Below are 17492 nucleotides of genomic sequence, written 5' to 3' on the forward strand. Positions count from 1 at the left end.
AGCTGGGTTCAGAACGTCGTGAGACAGTTCGGTCCCTATCCGTCGCGGGCGTAGGAAATTTGAGAGGATCTGCTCCTAGTACGAGAGGACCAGAGTGGACTTACCGCTGGTGTACCAGTTGTTCTGCCAAGAGCATCGCTGGGTAGCTATGTAGGGAAGGGATAAACGCTGAAAGCATCTAAGTGTGAAACCCACCTCAAGATGAGATTTCCCATAACGCAAGTTAGTAAGAGCCCTGAGAGAAGATCAGGTTGATAGGTTAGGAGTGGAAGTGTGGTGACACATGGAGCGGACCAATACTAATCGCTCGAGGACTTATCCTAGAATAAGAAATTCATCAGAGTGCAGCGAATGGTTTAGAGAAATGTGAGATTTGATATTGTATTCAATTTTGAGTTGGCAAGGCTTGTCTGAGAGGGCAGGACAGTTAATTCAATAGTTAAGTGACGATAGCCTAGGAGATACACCTGTACCCATGCCGAACACAGCAGTTAAGCCCTAGAACGCCGGAAGTAGTTGGGGGTTGCCCCCTGTGAGATATGGTAGTCGCTTAGCAGTTATCCGCCATAGCTCAGTTGGTAGTAGCGCATGACTGTTAATCATGATGTCGTAGGTTCGAGTCCTACTGGCGGAGTTTCAAAGAGGTTTTTACCTCTTTTTATTTTTAGTGATAGAATATACTGGAGACAAGGTATTCTATAGTCTTATTGATGAGCTATGAAACTTCTATTAGTTCTTAGTGTATTCTAAAGTTTGACTTTGTATTCTTTATAGTTGAATGAAAAAAGCAGAAGTTAGTCAGTGACTAGTTTCTGCTTTTTTGATCAGAGTTTGTTTGATAAAAATGGTTTCTAAATCTGGACTTACTTTAGAGTTTGGGGTTCAAAGAAAGCTCGGTAAAGTGCACGAATAGCAGCTTTTTCTTGATTTTTTTCAACAACAAACATGATGGATACTTCGCTTGAGCCTTGGGACATCATTTGAATGTTGATGTTATTTTCTGAAAGAGCTTTAGTTGCAGTGGCAGTAACCCCGATATGGCTTTTCATTTTTTCGCCGACAATCATGATAATGGAAAGGTCGTGTTCGATTTCTGCATGATCAACCTCTGCTTTTTGGACAAGTTGTCGAAGGATCTCTTCCTCTTTGATAGGAGTTAATTCGCGCTCACGTAAGATAATAGAGAGGTCGTCGATTCCTGTAGGCATGTGCTCCCAACCAATATTCAAATCTTCTAGAATTTGAAGGACGCGTCTACCAAAGCCGATTTCTCTATTCATCAGGTACTTGGACATGTTAATGCTGACAAAGCCTGCATCTCCAGCAATTCCAACGACTGGTAGATGGTCCTTGCTGTGTTTATGGACAATTTGAGTACCTGGATGTTCTGGATTGTTGGTATTTTTAATAACCAGCGGGATTTTGCCGCGGTAAGCTGGAAGCAGAGCTTCATCATGGAGAACTGTAAAGCCAGCGTAGGCCAATTCACGCATTTCCCGATAGGTTAGCTCGGGAATGGAATGCGGTTTGTGTACAATGCCGGGATGGGCAGCAAAGATTCCGTCAACATCAGTAAAGTTTTCATAAACATCTGCTTTGACTCCCGCAGCAATGATAGAGCCCGTAATATCAGAACCCCCGCGAGAGAAAGTGCAGATTTGTCCATCTTGAGTTACACCAAAGAAACCAGGAATAACTAGAACTTCATCAGAATTGTTGAGTTCTTCAATCTTATCATAGCTGGAAGGGAGAATTCGAGCATTACCTGGCTCACTGGAAACGACGAGTCCTGCTTCACTTGGATGTACGTAGCTAGCTGGAACGCCATTTTGACTGAAATAAGCTGCAATTAATTTGGCATTGTTGTTTTCTCCTGCAGCAAGAAAAGTATCATAAAGAAATGCATTATCTTCAATTGGCAAAGTTGCAAGGCTTGTGATGCTTTTGGAAATTTTCTCCAGAACTTTTGGTTTCAAACCAAGTTCTGCCACCATATCTGCATAGCGATTGATAATCCACTGTTGGTTAGGTGTGACATCATTTCCTGCAATATACTCTCGGTAATATTTAATCAGGGCATCGGTTACTTTGATATCGTCATCGTGGCGTTTTCCTGGCGCTGATACTACAACAAATCGACGTTCAGGATCAGATTTGACAATGTTCAAAACTTTTTCTAATTGAGTCGCAGAAGCCAGTGAACTTCCGCCAAATTTTACAACTTTCATAGGTTCTCCTATCTTATTTTAAAAATTATAACAAAATTCTGAAAATTATTCAAACACTGTTTTTATACTATTTTTATCCATAATATTGCTTTTACACTTCAAATTTGAAGACCATCTAATTTTTCCCATTTTTTATTTCCTTTCTTTTATATTTTATGATAAAATATAAGTTGTGTATAATTTGAATATCAAATTATTTAAGAATAAAACAAAACGGCTGATTTGAAATCGGGTCGGGAATGGAGCTGAAATGACATTTAATGGAATTCTCTATCACGTAGCAGATGAGGTAGCAACGATTACTTTTAATCGTCCTGAAGTTTCAAATGGCTTTAATATTCCTATGTGTGAGGAAATTTTAGAGGCTATTGAACTTGCTGCTAAGGATGAGTCCGTCAAATTTTTAGTTATCAATGCGAATGGTAAGGTTTTTTCAGTGGGTGGGGATTTGGCTGAGATGCAGAGAGCTGTCAGTGATGATGATGTCCAATCCTTGGTGAAAATAGCTGAATTGGTAAATGATATTTCTTTTGCTATGAAGCGTCTGCCTAAGCCGGTTATCATGAGTGTTGATGGCCCTGTTGCTGGTGCGGCTGCTAATATGGTCGTTGCAGCAGATTTCTGTATTGCCACTGAAAAATCCCGTTTCATTCAGGCCTTTGTCGGTGTTGGTCTGGCGCCAGATGCTGGTGGTCTTTTCTTACTGACTCGTGCTATCGGGGTAACTCGGGCGACCCATCTGGTTATGACTGGGGAAGCTCTGACTGCAGAGAAAGCTCTGGATTACGGCTTGCTTTATAAAGTCTGTGAAACAGAGAAATTGGAAAAAACAACGGAACAGTTGCTGAAGAAGCTGAAACGTGGCTCTCTAAATTCTTACAGAGCTATGAAAGAAATGGTCTGGAAGAGTTTGTTCAGCGGCTGGTCTGAGTATGCAGAGCTAGAGTTGGAACTGCAGAAATCGCTGGCTTTCACAGAAGATTTCAAAGAGGGAGTTCGGGCTTACTCTGAGAAGCGTCGTCCAAACTTCACTGGTAAATAATGTATCGGTTCAAGGTTGCTTATTTTGCAAGTTGTTTACAAAAATATTTGAAAATCAAATTAATTTTCAAAAAAGCTTGCAAATTACTTTTCTATCTGATAAAATTTGATTGTCAAAGTATTTTCTTAAGGAGGGTTGGTTTTGAATTTTCAGTTAGTAAATGATTACTTAACGTCTATTTTCAATAATGTCTTGGTTATTGAAGAATCGAGCCTAAGAAGCAGTCGCTTCAACGACGTCTCCATTAAGGAAATGCATACGATAGATGTCATCGGTACAACCCCAAATGCTACTCCAAGTGATATATCACGAGAATTGATGGTTACTTTAGGAACTGTTACGACTAGTTTGAATAATCTGGAGCGTAAGGGGTATATTGAGCGGCGTCGGTCGGAAGTTGATCGTCGTGTGGTGCATCTGAATTTGACAAAGAATGGGCGGCTTTTGTATCGTCTTCACAAGCGATTCCACAACCGCATGGTCATGCAGGTAGTGGATGGGATGAGTCCAGAAGAGAGACAAGTGATGCAAAAAGGCCTGCAAAATTTATATAGTTTCCTAGAGGATTTGAAATAATGAACTATGCTAAGATTAGCCAAGCGGCTCATTATGCTCCCCGTCAGGTTGTCAGTAATGATGATCTAGCAGAGATTATGGATACCAGTGATGAGTGGATTTCAAGTCGAACTGGGATTAAAAAACGCCATTTATCGTCAGATGAAACGACCAGTGATTTAGCGACAAAAGTAGCAGAGAATTTGCTGCAAAAGTCGGGAATTTCTGCTCAAGATCTGGACTTTATCATTGTTGCTACCATTACGCCGGATTCTTTAATGCCTTCAACGGCTGCGAGAGTACAGGCAAACATCGGTGCTAAGAATGCCTTTGCCTTTGATTTGACGGCAGCTTGCAGTGGCTTTATCTTTGCCCTATCTACTGGGGAAAAGTTTATTTCTTCAGGTCGTTATCAAAAGGGTCTAGTCATAGGAAGTGAAACTCTCTCTAAGACGGTAGATTGGTCGGATCGTTCAACAGCGGTTCTCTTTGGAGATGGTGCTGGCGGTGTCCTGTTGGAAAGTGCTTCAGAACAGCATTTTTTGGCAGAAAGTCAGTTTACAGACGGATCTCGCGGAGATAGTCTGACCTGTGGAAAAATCGGTTTGTCTTCACCTTTTTCTGAAAAAGGTGAGAATCAGCCTTATCTGACAATGGACGGTAGAGCTATTTTCGACTTTGCTATTCGTGATGTTGCTCGTTCTATCAAAGAAACCATTGAAAGCAGTCAGCTTTCAGCGGAAGATTTGGATTTTCTGTTGCTGCATCAGGCCAATATCCGTATTTTGGATAAAATGGCTAAGAAGCTTGTTGTTGCGCGGGAGAAACTTCCAGCCAATATGATGGAATATGGCAATACTAGCGCTGCTAGCATCCCGATTTTATTATCTGAGTGTGTGGAGCAAGGACTGATCAAACTGAACGGAAATCAGACAATTTTGATGTCAGGTTTTGGTGGAGGTTTGACATGGGGCACGCTTATTGTTACAATTTAGTTAATCAAGTGGAAACACATGATAAAAAATATTTTATTTTTAAAGGAGTCTATCCATGGCAGTATTTGAAAAAGTACAAGAAATTATCGTTGAAGAACTTGGCAAAGAGCCGTCAGAAGTTACTCTTGAGTCAACTTTCGATGATCTTGAAGCAGATTCATTGGACTTGTTCCAAGTGATTTCAGAAATTGAAGATGCATTTGACATCCAAATCGAAACTGAAGAAGGTTTGAACACAGTTGGTGATTTGGTTGCTTATGTAGAAGAAAAAACTAAATAAGCAAGTAACTGAGAGTATCGAAAGATATTCTCTCTTGTTTAGGTAATAGTTTGACTGTCAAAGTAAAGAAAATACATCTAGCGTGTGGTAGTTTGAAATCAAGCTATTACTTAAGCAATGATAAAAGGAAGGTATTATGCAAACACGTATTACAGAATTATTGAACATTGATTACCCTATTTTCCAAGGCGGAATGGCTTGGGTTGCTGACGGTGACTTGGCTGGCGCGGTTTCAAAAGCTGGCGGTCTTGGTATCATCGGTGGCGGAAATGCACCTAAGGAAGTGGTAAAGGCTAATATTGACAAGATTAAGTCTTTGACGGACCGTCCTTTCGGAGTTAACATCATGCTCCTTTCTCCTTTTGCAGACGACATTGTGGATCTCGTCATTGAAGAGGGAGTAAAAGTAGTAACAACTGGTGCGGGGAACCCAAGCAAGCACATGGCTCGTTTCCATGAAGCGGGGATTACAGTTATCCCTGTTGTGCCAAGTGTGGCCTTGGCTAAGCGGATGGAAAAAATCGGTGCGGATGCGGTCATTGCAGAAGGTATGGAAGCCGGCGGTCATATCGGAAAATTGACTACCATGTCCTTGGTTCGTCAGGTTGCAGAAGCAGTCAGCATTCCGGTTATTGCCGCCGGTGGTATTGCAGATGGTGCTGGAGCTGCGGCTGGATTTATGCTGGGAGCGGAGGCTGTTCAAGTCGGAACTCGCTTTGTTGTTGCTAAGGAATCCAATGCCCATCAAAACTACAAGAATATGATTTTGAAGGCTCGCGATATTGATACGACTATCTCTGCCCAGCATTTTGGTCATGCGGTTCGTGCTATCAAGAATAAGCTAACGCGTGATTTCGAAAAGGCGGAAAAAGAAGCCTTCAAGCAAGAAAATCCAGATTTGACTGTTTTTGAAAATCTTGGAGCTGGTGCTTTGGCCAATGCGGTTGTTCGCGGAGATGTGGAAAATGGTTCCGTCATGTCTGGTCAAATTGCTGGTTTAATCAGTAAGGAAGAAACAGTCGAAGAAATCCTCAAAGATATCTACTATGGTGCTGCTGAGAAGATTCAGCAGGAAGCAAAACGTTGGGCAGGAGTAACTAGAAATGACTAAAAGAGCCTTTCTCTTTGCCGGTCAGGGAGCGCAGTACCTTGGAATGGGGCGCGAGCTTTATGATCAGTATGAGCTTGTGCGGTCAACTTTTGATGAAGCTAGCCAAGTTCTAGGCTATGATGTCCGAGCTTTGATCGATCAAGATGAAGAAAAGCTCAATCAAACTCGCTACACGCAACCGGCTATTTTAACAACTTCAGTAGCTATTTATCGGCTATTGGCTGATAAGGGAATCGAGCCTGATATGGTAGCAGGTCTCTCGCTTGGAGAATATTCTGCCTTGGTAGCTGCGGGCGCCCTTGATTTTAAGACTGCAGTGGCCTTGGTTGCTAAGCGCGGTAGCTTCATGGAAGAGGCTGCTCCAGCTGGCTCTGGGAAAATGGTCGCTGTTTTAAATGCAGAGGTTTCTCTCATTGAAGCAGTCTGTCAGGAAGCAAGCGCTATTGGTGTAGTCTCACCAGCCAACTATAATACGCCTAGTCAGATTGTTATTGGCGGTGAAGTCGCAGCGGTAGATAAGGCTGTGGAGCTTTTGAAAGATGCCGGTGTCAAGCGCTTAATCCCGCTCAATGTATCTGGACCTTTCCATACAGCGCTTTTAAAGCCAGCCAGCGAACGATTGGCAGAAGTATTGGAAACAGTTGAGTTTTCAGATTTTGTGCGGCCATTAGTCGGAAATACTGAAGCAACTGTGATGGAAAAAGAAAGAGTCAAAGAGCTTTTGACTCGTCAGGTAATGGAGCCAGTACGCTTTTATGACAGCATTGCTAAAATGCAGGAAGCAGGTGTGACTGAATTTATCGAAATCGGTCCTGGCAAAGTCCTATCTGGTTTTATTAAGAAAATTGATAAATCTGCGGATGTACGCCAAGTTGAAGATGTAGAAAGTTTGAATGCTCTTCTAGAAAAATAATGAGGAATCATCATGGAATTACAAAACAAGAATGTGTTAATTACAGGGTCCGCTCGTGGGATTGGGCTGGCAATTGCGCATAAATTTGCCAGTGTCGGAGCCAATGTTATTTTAAACGGACTAAGCGGGATTTCTGATGATATTTTGGCTGAATTTGCCGGCTATTCTGGTAAAGTCGTAGCTGTTATTGGGGATGTGTCTAAATCTGCGGATGCTCAGCGGATAGTGGAAGAAGCTGTTGCGGCTCTGGGGTCTGTAGATGTATTGGTCAATAACGCTGGTATTACACGTGATAAGCTCATGCTGAAAATGACGGAAGAAGATTTTGAGCAGGTGCTGAAAGTGAACTTGACTGGAACATTCAATATGACACAATCAGTCCTGAAACCGATGACAAAAGCTCGTCAGGGTGCTATTATCAACCTATCGAGTGTCGTTGGTTTGGCTGGAAATATCGGTCAGGCAAACTATGCAGCTTCCAAGGCCGGTCTGATTGGTTTTTCTAAGTCAGTAGCCCGTGAAGTGGCAGCGCGTAATATCCGTGTGAACTGCATTGCCCCTGGCTTTATCGCATCTGATATGACAGATGTGCTCCCAGAAAAAATTAAGGAAGCGTCTCTGGCACTCATTCCGATGAAGCGTTTTGGTACTCCAGAAGAAGTAGCAGATGTTGCTCTCTTCTTGGCAGGTCAAGAATATCTGACGGGTCAAGTGATCACGATTGATGGCGGCTTTACTATGCAGTAAGTCATAGTTTTTGAATATTAACGAGTAGAAAATCAGTTGATTCATCTAAATAAAGGAGCTCAATATGAAACTTAATCGAGTTGTTGTAACAGGATACGGTTTAACTTCACCTATCGGGAATACTCCAGAAGAATTCTGGAATAATTTAAAAGAAGGCAATATTGGAATCGGTCCAATTACTAAATTTGATCATAGTGAATACAGTGTTCACAATGCGGCGGAAATTAAGGATTTTCCATTTGATAAATACTTTGTCAAAAAGGATACCAATCGTTATGATAATTACACACTTTATGCAATTTATGCTTCCCAGGAAGCGGTCAACAATGCTCACTTAGATGTAGATGCGTTGGATAAGGATCGCTTTGGTGTCATTGTGGCTTCAGGTATCGGTGGGATTCAGGAAATTGAAGAGCAGGTTGTTCGCTTGCATGAAAAAGGTCCTAAACGTATCAAACCTTTGACCTTGCCAAAAGCCCTGCCAAATATGGGGGCAGGAAATGTTGCGATGCGCTTTGGAGCCAATGGTATCTGTAAGTCTGTCAATACAGCTTGTGCCTCAGCTAACGATGCGATTGGTGAAGCTTTCCGCTCAATTAAGTTCGGTTATCAAGATGTGATGCTGGTTGGTGGCTCAGAAGCTTCTATTACACCATTTGCGATTGCTGGTTTCCAGGCTCTGACTGCTCTTTCTACGACAGAAGATCCTAAGCGTGCTTCTATTCCTTTTGACAAGGACCGCAATGGCTTTGTCATGGGCGAAGGTTCTGGTATGCTAGTTCTGGAAAGTCTGGAACATGCTGAGAAGCGTGGAGCAACTATCTTGGCTGAGGTGGTAGGATACGGCCACACTTGTGACGCTTACCATATGACCTCACCGCATCCAGAAGGTTTGGGGGCTATCAAGGCTATCAAACAGGCGGTTGAAGAAGCTGAAATTGAGCCGAAAGATGTAGCTTATGTCAATGCTCACGGTACATCAACCCCTGCTAACGAAAAAGGCGAAAGCGGAGCCATTGTTTCTGTCTTTGGTAAAGATGTAGCGGTGTCTTCTACTAAATCCTTTACAGGACATCTGCTCGGTGCAGCGGGCGCGGTTGAGGCTATTGCGACGATTGAAGCAATGCGTCATAGCTATGTGCCAAAAACAGCTGGTACAACAGAGCTGCCAGACTATATTGAAGCCAACGTTATTTACGGTCAAGGTAAGGAACAGGAAATCCCTTATGCGATTTCCAATACATTTGGCTTTGGCGGCCACAATGCAGTTCTTGCCTTTAAACGCTGGGAGGCTTAAAAACCTATGAATATCAACGAAATTAAAGATTTAATGGCGCAGTTTGACAAGTCTAGTCTGCGTGAGTTTTCTTACAAAAATCAGAGTGATGAGCTGACTTTTAGTAAGAATGAAGGTCAGGCTGCAGTTCCAACAGCCAGCGCTGCTCCAATTGCTGCACCTTTGCAGGCTGCGAGTGCACCTGTGATTGAGCCAACTCCTCAAGCAGCTCCGTCTGCAGAGCCAGAAACAGCTTCAGAAGCTCCGGCACCTGCTGCTGAAGGTGATGTTGTGGAAAGTCCTTTGGTTGGTGTGGCTTACTTAGCAGCTGGTCCAGACAAGCCGCCATTTGTATCAGTTGGAGACCAAGTTAAAAAAGGTCAAACCCTGATGATTATTGAAGCAATGAAGGTCATGAATGAAGTTCCAGCACCGAAAGATGGTCTGGTTACAGAAATTCTGGTTCAGAATGAAGAAATGGTTGAATTTGGGAAAGGGCTGGTACGCATCAAATGATTGATATTAATTCAATAAAAGAAGCACTTCCGCACCGCTACCCAATGCTTTTGGTGGATCGTGTTTTGGAAGTTAGCGAAGATGAGATTGTTGCTCTGAAAAATGTGACAGTCAATGAGCCTTTCTTTAACGGACATTTTCCTCAATATCCGGTTATGCCAGGTGTCTTAATCATGGAAGCTCTGGCTCAAACGGCCGGCGTACTGGAATTGTCCAAAGAAGAAAATAAGGGCAAACTGGTCTTCTACGCTGGCATGGACAAGGTTAAGTTCAAGAAGCAAGTTGTACCAGGTGATCAGTTGATTATGACAGCTAAGTTTGTTAAGCGCCGCGGAACGATTGCGGTTGTAGAGGCGAAAGCAGAAGTTGATGGAAAACTTGCAGCCAGCGGTACTTTGACCTTTGCGATTGGCCAGTAGATAAAAGGAGCTTTCACCATGTTTCGTAAAATTTTAATTGCTAACCGTGGGGAAATTGCGGTCAGAATTATTCGTGCAGCTCGCGAGTTGGGAATTGATACGGTAGCTGTTTATTCAACGGCTGACAAGGAAGCACTCCATACCCTATTGGCTGATGAGGCAGTCTGTATCGGTCCAGCCAAGTCCACAGATTCTTATCTGAATATGAACGCAGTCCTGTCTGCCGCTGTTCTGACAGGTGCAGAAGCCATTCATCCTGGTTTTGGTTTTTTGAGTGAAAACTCCAAATTTGCGACTATGTGCGAAGAGGTCGGCATTAAGTTTATTGGGCCTTCAGGTGCTGTTATGGACATGATGGGGGACAAGATTAATGCTCGGGCTCAGATGATTAAGGCGAAAGTACCGGTTATCCCAGGTTCTGATGGAGAAGTTCATACCTCTGAAGAAGCCTTGGAAGTTGCCGAAAAGATTGGTTATCCAGTCATGCTTAAAGCTTCTGCTGGCGGCGGCGGCAAAGGCATTCGTAAGGTTGAAAAGGCTGAGGATTTAGTAGCGGCCTTTGAGTCTGCGTCTAGCGAAGCCAAAGCAGCCTTTGGTAATGGTGCTATGTATATGGAGCGAGTCATCTATCCAGCGCGCCATATTGAAGTGCAGATCTTGGCAGATCAGCAGGGGCATGTGGTTCACTTGGGCGAGCGGGATTGCTCTTTGCAGCGTAATAATCAGAAAGTACTGGAAGAAAGTCCATCTGTGGCGATTGGGAAAACCTTGCGTCAGCAGATTGGTGAAGCAGCTGTTCGGGCTGCTCAGTCTGTCGGCTATGAAAATGCTGGTACAATTGAGTTTCTTCTCGATGAGGCCAAGGGTGAATTCTACTTTATGGAAATGAACACTCGGGTGCAAGTCGAGCATCCAGTCACCGAGTTTGTTACCGGTGTGGATATTGTAAAAGAGCAGATTAAGATTGCAAACGGTCAAGAGCTGTCCTTCAGTCAGGATGATGTTGAAATCCGAGGGCATGCAATTGAGTGTCGAATCAATGCTGAAAATCCAGCCTTTAACTTTGCGCCGAGTCCTGGTAAGATTTCAAATGTTTATCTTCCAAGCGGTGGAGTGGGGCTACGCGTGGATTCAGCCGTCTATCCTGGCTATACCATCCCGCCTTATTACGATAGCATGATTGCGAAGATAATTGTTCATGGGGAAAATCGCTTTGATGCTCTGATGAAGATGCAACGTGCACTCTATGAATTAGAAATTGACGGTGTTGTGACCAATAGCGGCTTCCAATTGGACTTAATCTCAGATCCCAATGTAATTGCTGGTGATTATGACACAGCCTTTCTCATGGAGAAGTTCCTTCCGGCTTATCAAGAGAAACAATAGATGAGATGTGTAAGAGCTGCTCTGTAAACTCGAAAGGCAGTGGCTCTTGCTGTTTGATGTGCCTGAGTATAAAATCTTGAAAAGGAGAAGACGTAAACGATGGCTTTGTTTTCAAAGAAGGATAAATATATCCGTATCAATCCTAATCGAGCGAGTCGGGAAAAGCCTCAAGCAAAGCCTGAGGTACCAGACGAACTCTTTTCGAAATGCCCAGGCTGTAAGCATACCATTTACCAAAAAGATCTTGGAAATGACAGTGTGTGTCCTAACTGTGGCTATAATTTCCGTATTTCTGCCCATGAGCGCTTAAATCTAACTGTGGATGAGAACAGTTTTAAGGAGATGTTCACTGGAATTGAAACCAAGGATCCTCTGAACTTCCCTAATTATCAAGAAAAATTGGCTCTTACCCGTGAGAAGACAGGCTTAGATGAGGCGGTTCTGACTGGAACAGCTAGTATCAAGGGGCATAAAACGGCTCTTGGAATCATGGATTCAAACTTTATCATGGCTTCTATGGGGACAGTTGTGGGTGAAAAGATTACCCGTCTCTTTGAGTATGCGACAGAGCATAAATTGCCAGTCGTTCTGTTTACGGCTTCTGGCGGTGCCCGTATGCAGGAGGGCATTATGAGTTTGATGCAGATGGCTAAGGTCTCTGCGGCGGTGCAACGACATTCTGAAGCAGGTCTCTTCTATCTGACCGTCTTGACAGATCCGACAACTGGCGGTGTCACAGCCTCTTTCGCTATGGAAGGTGATATTATTCTGGCTGAAACTCAGGCTCTGGTTGGATTTGCCGGGCGTCGGGTTATTGAATCCACTGTTCGTGAGAAGCTGCCAGATGATTTTCAAAAGGCTGAATTTCTCATGGAGCATGGTTTTGTGGATGCCATCGTCAAGCGTAGTGATATGAGAGATACACTTGCTACCTTATTAGCATTCCATGGAGGTCAAGCATGACAAAAATCACTCGGATTATTAAAGAAGCGCGTGATCAGGCTCGTTTGACTGCGCTGGATTTTGCACAAGGAATTTTTGATAACTTCGTCGAGTTGCATGGGGATCGCTCTTTTCGAGATGATGGTGCGGTGATTGGCGGTATTGGGATGCTAAAGGGTCAGCCTGTAACGGTGGTCGGTATTCAAAAGGGTCGCAATTTGCAAGACAATCTGCGCCGAAACTTTGGACAGCCGCATCCGGAAGGCTACCGCAAGGCTCTGCGTCTCATGAAGCAGGCGGAAAAATTTGGCCGTCCTGTGGTAACCTTTATCAATACGGCAGGTGCTTATCCTGGTGTCGGTGCTGAGGAGCGTGGTCAAGGGGAGGCTATTGCCCGTAACTTGATGGAAATGAGCAATCTCAAAGTACCGATTATTGCCATCATCATTGGTGAAGGTGGCTCAGGCGGAGCCTTGGCTTTGGCTGTAGCAGACAAGGTCTGGATGCTGGAAAACTCTATGTATGCAGTTCTCAGCCCGGAAGGTTTTGCTTCTATCCTCTGGAAAGACGGCAGCCGCGCTATGGAAGCGGCAGAACTGATGAAAATTACTTCACACGAGCTCTTGCAGATGGAAGTGGTGGATAAGGTTATTCCTGAAAGAGGCTTTAACAACCATGAATTACTGGCTGCAGTGAAAGAAGAAATCGCTGCTGAGTTGGATAATCTGTCTCAGCTTCCCTTGGAACAATTACTGGAAAATCGCTATCAGCGATTCAGGAAATATTAAAAAATCGAAGCCAAAAGGCTTCTTTTTCTCGTTTCGGATTCTTGTTTGAAATTGATGTGGAGCCATCTTACAAGGGTAATATATTTTGGTTTGAAAAATCGCATTATATTCTCTTTATAGGACTTATATAAAATATATATTATACAAGCCACTCGTCCTATGTTAAGATAGTTTCTAATTAAAAGAAATGAGGTTTCATATGTCAGAATTTACTATCCACACGATTGAGTCCGCACCAACCGAGGTAAAAGAAGTCCTGGAAACTGTTCAAAAAGATAACGGTGGCTACATCCCTAATCTTATCGGTCTTTTGGCCAATGCGCCAACGGCTTTGGAAACATATCGGACGGTTGGAGCTATCAATCGCCGTAACAGCCTGACACCAACTGAGCGTGAAGTAGTGCAGATTACGGCTGCAGTTACCAATGGCTGTGCTTTCTGTGTGGCGGGCCATACAGCTTTTTCAATCAAGCAGATTCAAATGAATGATGATCTTTTGGAGGCTCTGCGCAATCGTACTCCGATTGATACAGATCCGAAGTTAGATACGCTTGCTAAATTTACTATTGCTGTCATTAATACTAAGGGACGGGTCGGAGATGAAGCCTTGGCAGACTTCCTAGAAGCGGGCTATACGTATGAGAATGCTCTGGATGTAGTTCTGGGTGTCAGCCTTGCGACTCTTTGCAATTATGCCAATAATCTGGCCAATACACCAATTAATCCAGAATTGCAGCCTTATGCCTAGTCTTTGAGGAGGTGGCAAATGACATTTTTTTCAGAAGAGTTTATCAACTGGTTGGATGATCACGCTGACCAAATTGACAAAGAATCCTGTGCAGCGGGTAACCAACTGATTGAGCGTATCGCCGCTGAAGGAGCCTTTAGGGTTGGCGTTCCAGAAGAGCTGGGAGGCCGAGGTGGCAATGATACCGATGTGATTGAAGTGCTTAAGGAGCTGGCTCACCATTCCTTGACCGCTTCCTTTATCTCTTGGGGGCAAAGGACCTTTATTGATAACATTTTAAAATCTCCTAGTCCCTACTTTAGAGACCACTATTTGGAAGGGCTCCTGTCAGGAGAATATGCAGGTGCGACAGCCCTGTCCAATGCTGTCAAATTCCTGTCGGACTTAGAAGAGTTAAATGTGTCTATTGTGGAGGAAGACGGACAGCTTTATCTCAAGGGACGTCTGCCTTGGGTAACCAATGCTCGCGCGGATCGCTTCCTCAGCATATTTGTTGCTGGTTTCGAAGATGGGAGCCGCCAGCCGCTGGTTCTGGCTGTGCCGTCTGACGCGGAGAATTTCTCCCGTTCAGCGGATCTAGAGTTTGTATCTTTGCAAGGGGGAAATACAGCTGCCCTGACCTTTAATCATGTGCCTTTACAAGAGGAATGGATTCTTGCACAAGATGCCCAGGCCTTTTTGGCAGAAAATCGCCCAGCTTTTCTAGGTTATCAGTTTGGTTTGGCTCTTGGCTTAGCAGAGAAGTCTCTGGCGGAGGTCGAAGCTAATCTGTCAGTCCGCTCTATTTTGAGAGAGGAGTGGGAGGAGCAAGTGGCTGTTCTGACTGAAATCCAGGATCATCTCTATAGAGGTCTTCTCCAGCCTAGTTATTTTGTTGAGCGTCCTAAGGAGCTCTTCCAGCTGCGAATTGATATAGTTGATGTGGTAGCCCAAAGTCTGCTCTTGGAGCTGCAGGCTAGTGGAGGCAGAGGATACTTGAGTAATTCGACTTCAGGCTTTATCCGCCGTTGGAACGAAGGAGCTTTTCTCCCCATTGTCTCACCGAGTGCAGTCCAGCTGCGGCATATTTTAGAAGTTTCATAGAAATGATAACAAACAAACGTTTGATTATCATTGAAAAGGGGTTTTAAGACATTACTATAACAGGAGTTGCTTCGTGAACAGTAAACGACCGCCCGTTCTCTTATCTGGGTTGATTCTTGGCCTATTTGGCTTAGCCAATCTGTTACTGAACTACCATTCTATCTTTTTTCACTTCTTGAACGGTCTGGCATTGATACTTTGGCTTTATCTGACACTGGCTTTAGTACTGTCATTTTCGGACTATTGGCAGGATTTGCAAAAGGCTCCTTTCTTATCGAGTTTTTCGACTTATCCAATGGCTAGTATGCTCTTAGCTTCTTACCTAAGCAAGCTTGGCTTATTTTGGATGAGCCAGTTGCTTTGGTACTTGGCCTTGCTGCTGCATATTTTTCTAATAGCTATCTTTACTTGGAAGTATGTATTTAAGGCCGAGGGATTATCTTTGACCCCGAGCTGGACGGTTCTATATGTTGGATTAGCCATGGCAAGCTTGACTCAGGGTGTAGTTCATCAGCCGTTTTTAGGCTATTTAGCTTGGTTTTTTGCTCTGCTACTGAGTTTGATTCTCTATCCCTTATTTTACAGGGCTAGGTGGTCACAAAGGCTGCCTGATGTTTTAAAGCCGCAGTGGGCCATTTACTGTGCACCTTTTTCGCTCCTACTGGGAAGTTATATCCGTCTGGCTGGTTCTGATGCTGAAGGTTGGTTTGTTGCCTTGCTGCTCCTCTTATCGCAGGCCTTTTATCTCTTGGTCCTATGCCTCTTACCTCGTATTTTCCGACTGGGACCTCAGCTTAGCTGGTCAGCCTTGACCTTTCCTCTTGTCAATACAGCTTTTGCCCTGAAACTGGGACTTGATTATCTAGGTTGGGCTTGGCTTGTTTGGCTAAGTCATGCAGAAGCTCTGCTAGCCGTCGTAATTGTCCTCTATGTTTGTTTTTACTATACAGTCTCATTGCGAGCCAGAAAGATAACAAAAAATCCGAGATGATACTTTTTGAAAATCTGTTTTTGATTTTCTCTGAGTTGAACTCGGATTTTTTTAATTTTAGCAAAATAAGTCTGAACTTAGACCTAATGATACAGGCAAATTATCAGGATGATCTGATTTTTATTTTGGCGCTATAACTTCTAATCCCCCCATGTACGGACGAAGAACCTCTGGAATAGTCACAGAGCCATCTTCGTTTTGGTAATTTTCTAAGATAGCTGCCACTGTGCGTCCGACGGCCAGTCCAGAACCGTTGAGAGTATGAAGGAGTTTGACCTTACCATCTGCTTCGTCACGGTAGCGGATTTGAGCTCGACGAGCTTGGAAATCTTCTGTGTTAGAGCAACTAGAGATTTCACGGTAGGTGTTCTGAGCCGGAATCCAAACTTCCAAGTCGTAAGTCTTAGCTGCTGAGAAGCCCATATCTCCAGTACAGAGTGCTACAACTCGGTAAGGCAGATTAAGCTTTTGCAGGATGTTTTCAGCGTTGGCAGTCATCTTTTCTAGCTCTTCATATGATTCTTCTGGCTTGGCAAATTTTACCATTTCAACCTTGTGGAATTGGTGCAGACGGATGAGACCGCGCGTGTCACGGCCAGCAGAGCCCGCTTCAGAGCGGAATGATGGGCTCATAGCTGTGAAGTAGATTGGCAATTCTTTTCCGTCCAAAATTTCATCTCGATAATAGTTGGTCAGTGGAACTTCAGCAGTCGGAATCAGAACGAAGTTGGTATCGCTTAGCTCAAAGGTATCTTCTTTGAACTTAGGATATTGCCCAGTCCCAAACATAGAATCGTGGTTGACCATGTAAGGAGTGATGACTTCGGTGTAGCCTTCTTTGCCATGCTCGTCCAGCATGAAGTTGTAGATAGCGCGCTCTAATCGAGCTCCCAAGCCCTTATAGAAGAGGAAGCGAGCACCAGTAACTTTTGCTCCACGTTCCCAGTCTAAGATATCCAGTTCTTCACCTAAATCCCAGTGAGCCTTAGCTTCAAAGTCAAATTGGCGAGGTGTACCCCAGCGACGAACTTCAATGTTTTCGTCCTCATCTGCTCCCACAGGAACACTATCATGTGGAATATTAGGCAGAGTAGTAGTGAATTCAGTCAACTTAGTATCCAGCTCAGCCAAGGTTGCGTCTAAGTTCTTGACCTCAGCAGAAAGTTTTTGCATGGCAGCAATCTTGTCATCTGCATTTTCTTTGTTGCGTTTAGCTTGAGCAATTTCAGCAGAAACAGTATTGCGCTCAGCCTTGAGTTCTTCGACCTTGACCAATAAATCCCGACGTTCTTTATCGATGGTTTTCATTTGGTTAAGGGTAGCTGCGTCAACACCTCGTGTAGCTAATTTTTCAGCGACAGAATCAAAGTCCGTACGGATGCGTTTTAAATCTAACATAGGTACCTCCAAAAATAAAAGCACTTTATGAAACTGTTGGAGCGGCAGAGCCGCGGTTCCATCCAACTTCACAA

At 43.9% G+C, this 17492-nt stretch carries 18 protein-coding genes, 1 tRNA gene and 2 rRNA genes; 19 read left to right on the top strand and 2 right to left on the bottom strand.

Annotated features, from left to right (window positions below):
* From K4I03_RS04765 to K4I03_RS04775, 3 genes are all read left to right on the top strand, one after another.
* A 23S ribosomal RNA gene (locus tag K4I03_RS04765) occupies positions 1-323 on the top strand; the annotation flags it as partial.
* Between the two features lie 116 nt (positions 324-439).
* Positions 440-555: ribosomal RNA gene (rrf, locus tag K4I03_RS04770) — 5S ribosomal RNA — on the top strand.
* Between the two features lie 5 nt (positions 556-560).
* Positions 561-634, top strand: a tRNA-Asn gene (locus K4I03_RS04775).
* Positions 635-863: 229 nt separating this feature from the next.
* Here K4I03_RS04775 and K4I03_RS04780 read toward each other — a convergent pair.
* Positions 864-2228, bottom strand: a complete 1365-nt coding sequence (locus K4I03_RS04780) for an aspartate kinase (protein WP_227963897.1) — start codon at positions 2226-2228, stop codon at positions 864-866.
* Between the two features lie 250 nt (positions 2229-2478).
* On the opposite strand from K4I03_RS04780, the gene K4I03_RS04785 reads away from it, so the two are divergent.
* The 16 genes from K4I03_RS04785 to K4I03_RS04860 all read left to right on the top strand — a co-directional run bounded on the left by K4I03_RS04785 (position 2479) and on the right by K4I03_RS04860 (position 16020).
* On the top strand, positions 2479-3270 hold the full coding sequence (locus tag K4I03_RS04785; RefSeq protein ID WP_002893616.1) for an enoyl-CoA hydratase: 792 nt from the start codon (positions 2479-2481) through the stop codon (positions 3268-3270).
* 141 nt (positions 3271-3411) lie between these two features.
* A complete protein-coding gene (gene fabT / locus K4I03_RS04790) occupies positions 3412-3846 on the top strand; it encodes a fatty acid biosynthesis transcriptional regulator FabT (RefSeq protein WP_002901186.1) in 435 nt (144 codons plus the stop codon).
* Positions 3846-4820: a beta-ketoacyl-ACP synthase III gene (locus tag K4I03_RS04795; protein ID WP_227963898.1), complete on the top strand. Its 975-nt coding sequence runs from the start codon at positions 3846-3848 to the stop codon at positions 4818-4820. Before fabT ends, K4I03_RS04795 begins: the two co-directional genes overlap by 1 nt.
* A gap of 55 nt (positions 4821-4875) precedes the next feature.
* Entirely contained in the window at positions 4876-5100 is a 225-nt protein-coding gene (locus K4I03_RS04800; RefSeq protein ID WP_002893611.1) for an acyl carrier protein, read from the top strand.
* A 136-nt stretch (positions 5101-5236) separates the two neighbouring features.
* Positions 5237-6211 carry an enoyl-[acyl-carrier-protein] reductase FabK gene (gene fabK / locus K4I03_RS04805; RefSeq protein ID WP_002902460.1) on the top strand — a complete coding sequence of 325 codons (975 nt, stop codon included), beginning with the start codon at positions 5237-5239 and terminating at the stop codon, positions 6209-6211.
* On the top strand, positions 6204-7124 hold the full coding sequence (gene fabD, locus K4I03_RS04810; protein ID WP_002908091.1) for an ACP S-malonyltransferase: 921 nt from the start codon (positions 6204-6206) through the stop codon (positions 7122-7124). Before fabK ends, fabD begins: the two co-directional genes overlap by 8 nt.
* Before the next feature lie 12 nt (positions 7125-7136).
* Positions 7137-7871 (top strand): 3-oxoacyl-[acyl-carrier-protein] reductase, encoded by a 735-nt coding sequence (gene fabG / locus K4I03_RS04815; RefSeq protein WP_002893608.1) that lies wholly within the window; start codon positions 7137-7139, stop codon positions 7869-7871.
* Between the two features lie 64 nt (positions 7872-7935).
* Positions 7936-9168, top strand: coding sequence for a beta-ketoacyl-ACP synthase II (gene fabF / locus K4I03_RS04820; RefSeq protein WP_002922205.1), 1233 nt, complete (start codon positions 7936-7938; stop codon positions 9166-9168).
* Positions 9169-9174: 6 nt separating this feature from the next.
* Positions 9175-9663, top strand: coding sequence for an acetyl-CoA carboxylase biotin carboxyl carrier protein (accB, locus tag K4I03_RS04825; protein ID WP_227963899.1), 489 nt, complete (start codon positions 9175-9177; stop codon positions 9661-9663).
* Positions 9660-10082 carry a 3-hydroxyacyl-ACP dehydratase FabZ gene (fabZ, locus tag K4I03_RS04830; RefSeq protein ID WP_002922202.1) on the top strand — a complete coding sequence of 141 codons (423 nt, stop codon included), beginning with the start codon at positions 9660-9662 and terminating at the stop codon, positions 10080-10082. Before accB ends, fabZ begins: the two co-directional genes overlap by 4 nt.
* 18 nt (positions 10083-10100) lie before the next feature.
* Entirely contained in the window at positions 10101-11468 is a 1368-nt protein-coding gene (locus K4I03_RS04835; protein WP_002893598.1) for an acetyl-CoA carboxylase biotin carboxylase subunit, read from the top strand.
* Positions 11469-11567: 99 nt separating this feature from the next.
* Positions 11568-12431, top strand: coding sequence for an acetyl-CoA carboxylase, carboxyltransferase subunit beta (gene accD / locus K4I03_RS04840; RefSeq protein WP_227963900.1), 864 nt, complete (start codon positions 11568-11570; stop codon positions 12429-12431).
* Complete coding sequence (locus K4I03_RS04845) at positions 12428-13198, top strand: acetyl-CoA carboxylase carboxyl transferase subunit alpha (protein ID WP_227963901.1); 771 nt, start codon at positions 12428-12430, stop codon at positions 13196-13198. Before accD ends, K4I03_RS04845 begins: the two co-directional genes overlap by 4 nt.
* 199 nt (positions 13199-13397) lie before the next feature.
* The gene (locus K4I03_RS04850; RefSeq protein ID WP_227963902.1) at positions 13398-13946 is read left to right on the top strand and encodes a carboxymuconolactone decarboxylase family protein; all 549 of its coding nucleotides are present in this window, start codon (positions 13398-13400) and stop codon (positions 13944-13946) included.
* An 18-nt stretch (positions 13947-13964) separates the two neighbouring features.
* Positions 13965-15029: an acyl-CoA dehydrogenase family protein gene (locus K4I03_RS04855; protein ID WP_227963903.1), complete on the top strand. Its 1065-nt coding sequence runs from the start codon at positions 13965-13967 to the stop codon at positions 15027-15029.
* A gap of 73 nt (positions 15030-15102) precedes the next feature.
* On the top strand, positions 15103-16020 hold the full coding sequence (locus K4I03_RS04860; RefSeq protein ID WP_227963904.1) for a TDT family transporter: 918 nt from the start codon (positions 15103-15105) through the stop codon (positions 16018-16020).
* A 120-nt stretch (positions 16021-16140) separates the two neighbouring features.
* On the opposite strand, the gene serS is transcribed toward K4I03_RS04860, so the two are convergent.
* The gene (gene serS, locus K4I03_RS04865) at positions 16141-17418 is read right to left on the bottom strand and encodes a serine--tRNA ligase (protein ID WP_227963905.1); all 1278 of its coding nucleotides are present in this window, start codon (positions 17416-17418) and stop codon (positions 16141-16143) included.
* Positions 17419-17492 lie beyond the last annotated feature (74 nt).

Origin of the sequence: Streptococcus sanguinis, assembly GCF_020729725.1 — a bacterium.
Lineage (GTDB): Bacteria > Bacillota > Bacilli > Lactobacillales > Streptococcaceae > Streptococcus > Streptococcus sanguinis_V.

Excerpts from the sequence above, each read along its gene's own strand:
- K4I03_RS04850 (WP_227963902.1), top strand. The coding sequence starts at position 13,398 with ATGTCAGAATTTACTATCCACACGATTGAGTCCGCACCAACCGAGGTA.
- K4I03_RS04855 (WP_227963903.1), top strand. The coding sequence starts at position 13,965 with ATGACATTTTTTTCAGAAGAGTTTATCAACTGGTTGGATGATCACGCT.
- K4I03_RS04845 (WP_227963901.1), top strand. The coding sequence starts at position 12,428 with ATGACAAAAATCACTCGGATTATTAAAGAAGCGCGTGATCAGGCTCGT.
- fabD (WP_002908091.1), top strand. The coding sequence starts at position 6,204 with ATGACTAAAAGAGCCTTTCTCTTTGCCGGTCAGGGAGCGCAGTACCTT.
- fabZ (WP_002922202.1), top strand. The coding sequence starts at position 9,660 with ATGATTGATATTAATTCAATAAAAGAAGCACTTCCGCACCGCTACCCA.
- K4I03_RS04795 (WP_227963898.1), top strand. The coding sequence starts at position 3,846 with ATGAACTATGCTAAGATTAGCCAAGCGGCTCATTATGCTCCCCGTCAG.
- accB (WP_227963899.1), top strand. The coding sequence starts at position 9,175 with ATGAATATCAACGAAATTAAAGATTTAATGGCGCAGTTTGACAAGTCT.
- K4I03_RS04785 (WP_002893616.1), top strand. The coding sequence starts at position 2,479 with ATGACATTTAATGGAATTCTCTATCACGTAGCAGATGAGGTAGCAACG.
- fabG (WP_002893608.1), top strand. The coding sequence starts at position 7,137 with ATGGAATTACAAAACAAGAATGTGTTAATTACAGGGTCCGCTCGTGGG.
- K4I03_RS04835 (WP_002893598.1), top strand. The coding sequence starts at position 10,101 with ATGTTTCGTAAAATTTTAATTGCTAACCGTGGGGAAATTGCGGTCAGA.
- fabK (WP_002902460.1), top strand. The coding sequence starts at position 5,237 with ATGCAAACACGTATTACAGAATTATTGAACATTGATTACCCTATTTTC.
- K4I03_RS04800 (WP_002893611.1), top strand. The coding sequence starts at position 4,876 with ATGGCAGTATTTGAAAAAGTACAAGAAATTATCGTTGAAGAACTTGGC.
- K4I03_RS04780 (WP_227963897.1), bottom strand. The coding sequence starts at position 2,228 with ATGAAAGTTGTAAAATTTGGCGGAAGTTCACTGGCTTCTGCGACTCAA.
- serS (WP_227963905.1), bottom strand. The coding sequence starts at position 17,418 with ATGTTAGATTTAAAACGCATCCGTACGGACTTTGATTCTGTCGCTGAA.
- fabF (WP_002922205.1), top strand. The coding sequence starts at position 7,936 with ATGAAACTTAATCGAGTTGTTGTAACAGGATACGGTTTAACTTCACCT.
- accD (WP_227963900.1), top strand. The coding sequence starts at position 11,568 with ATGGCTTTGTTTTCAAAGAAGGATAAATATATCCGTATCAATCCTAAT.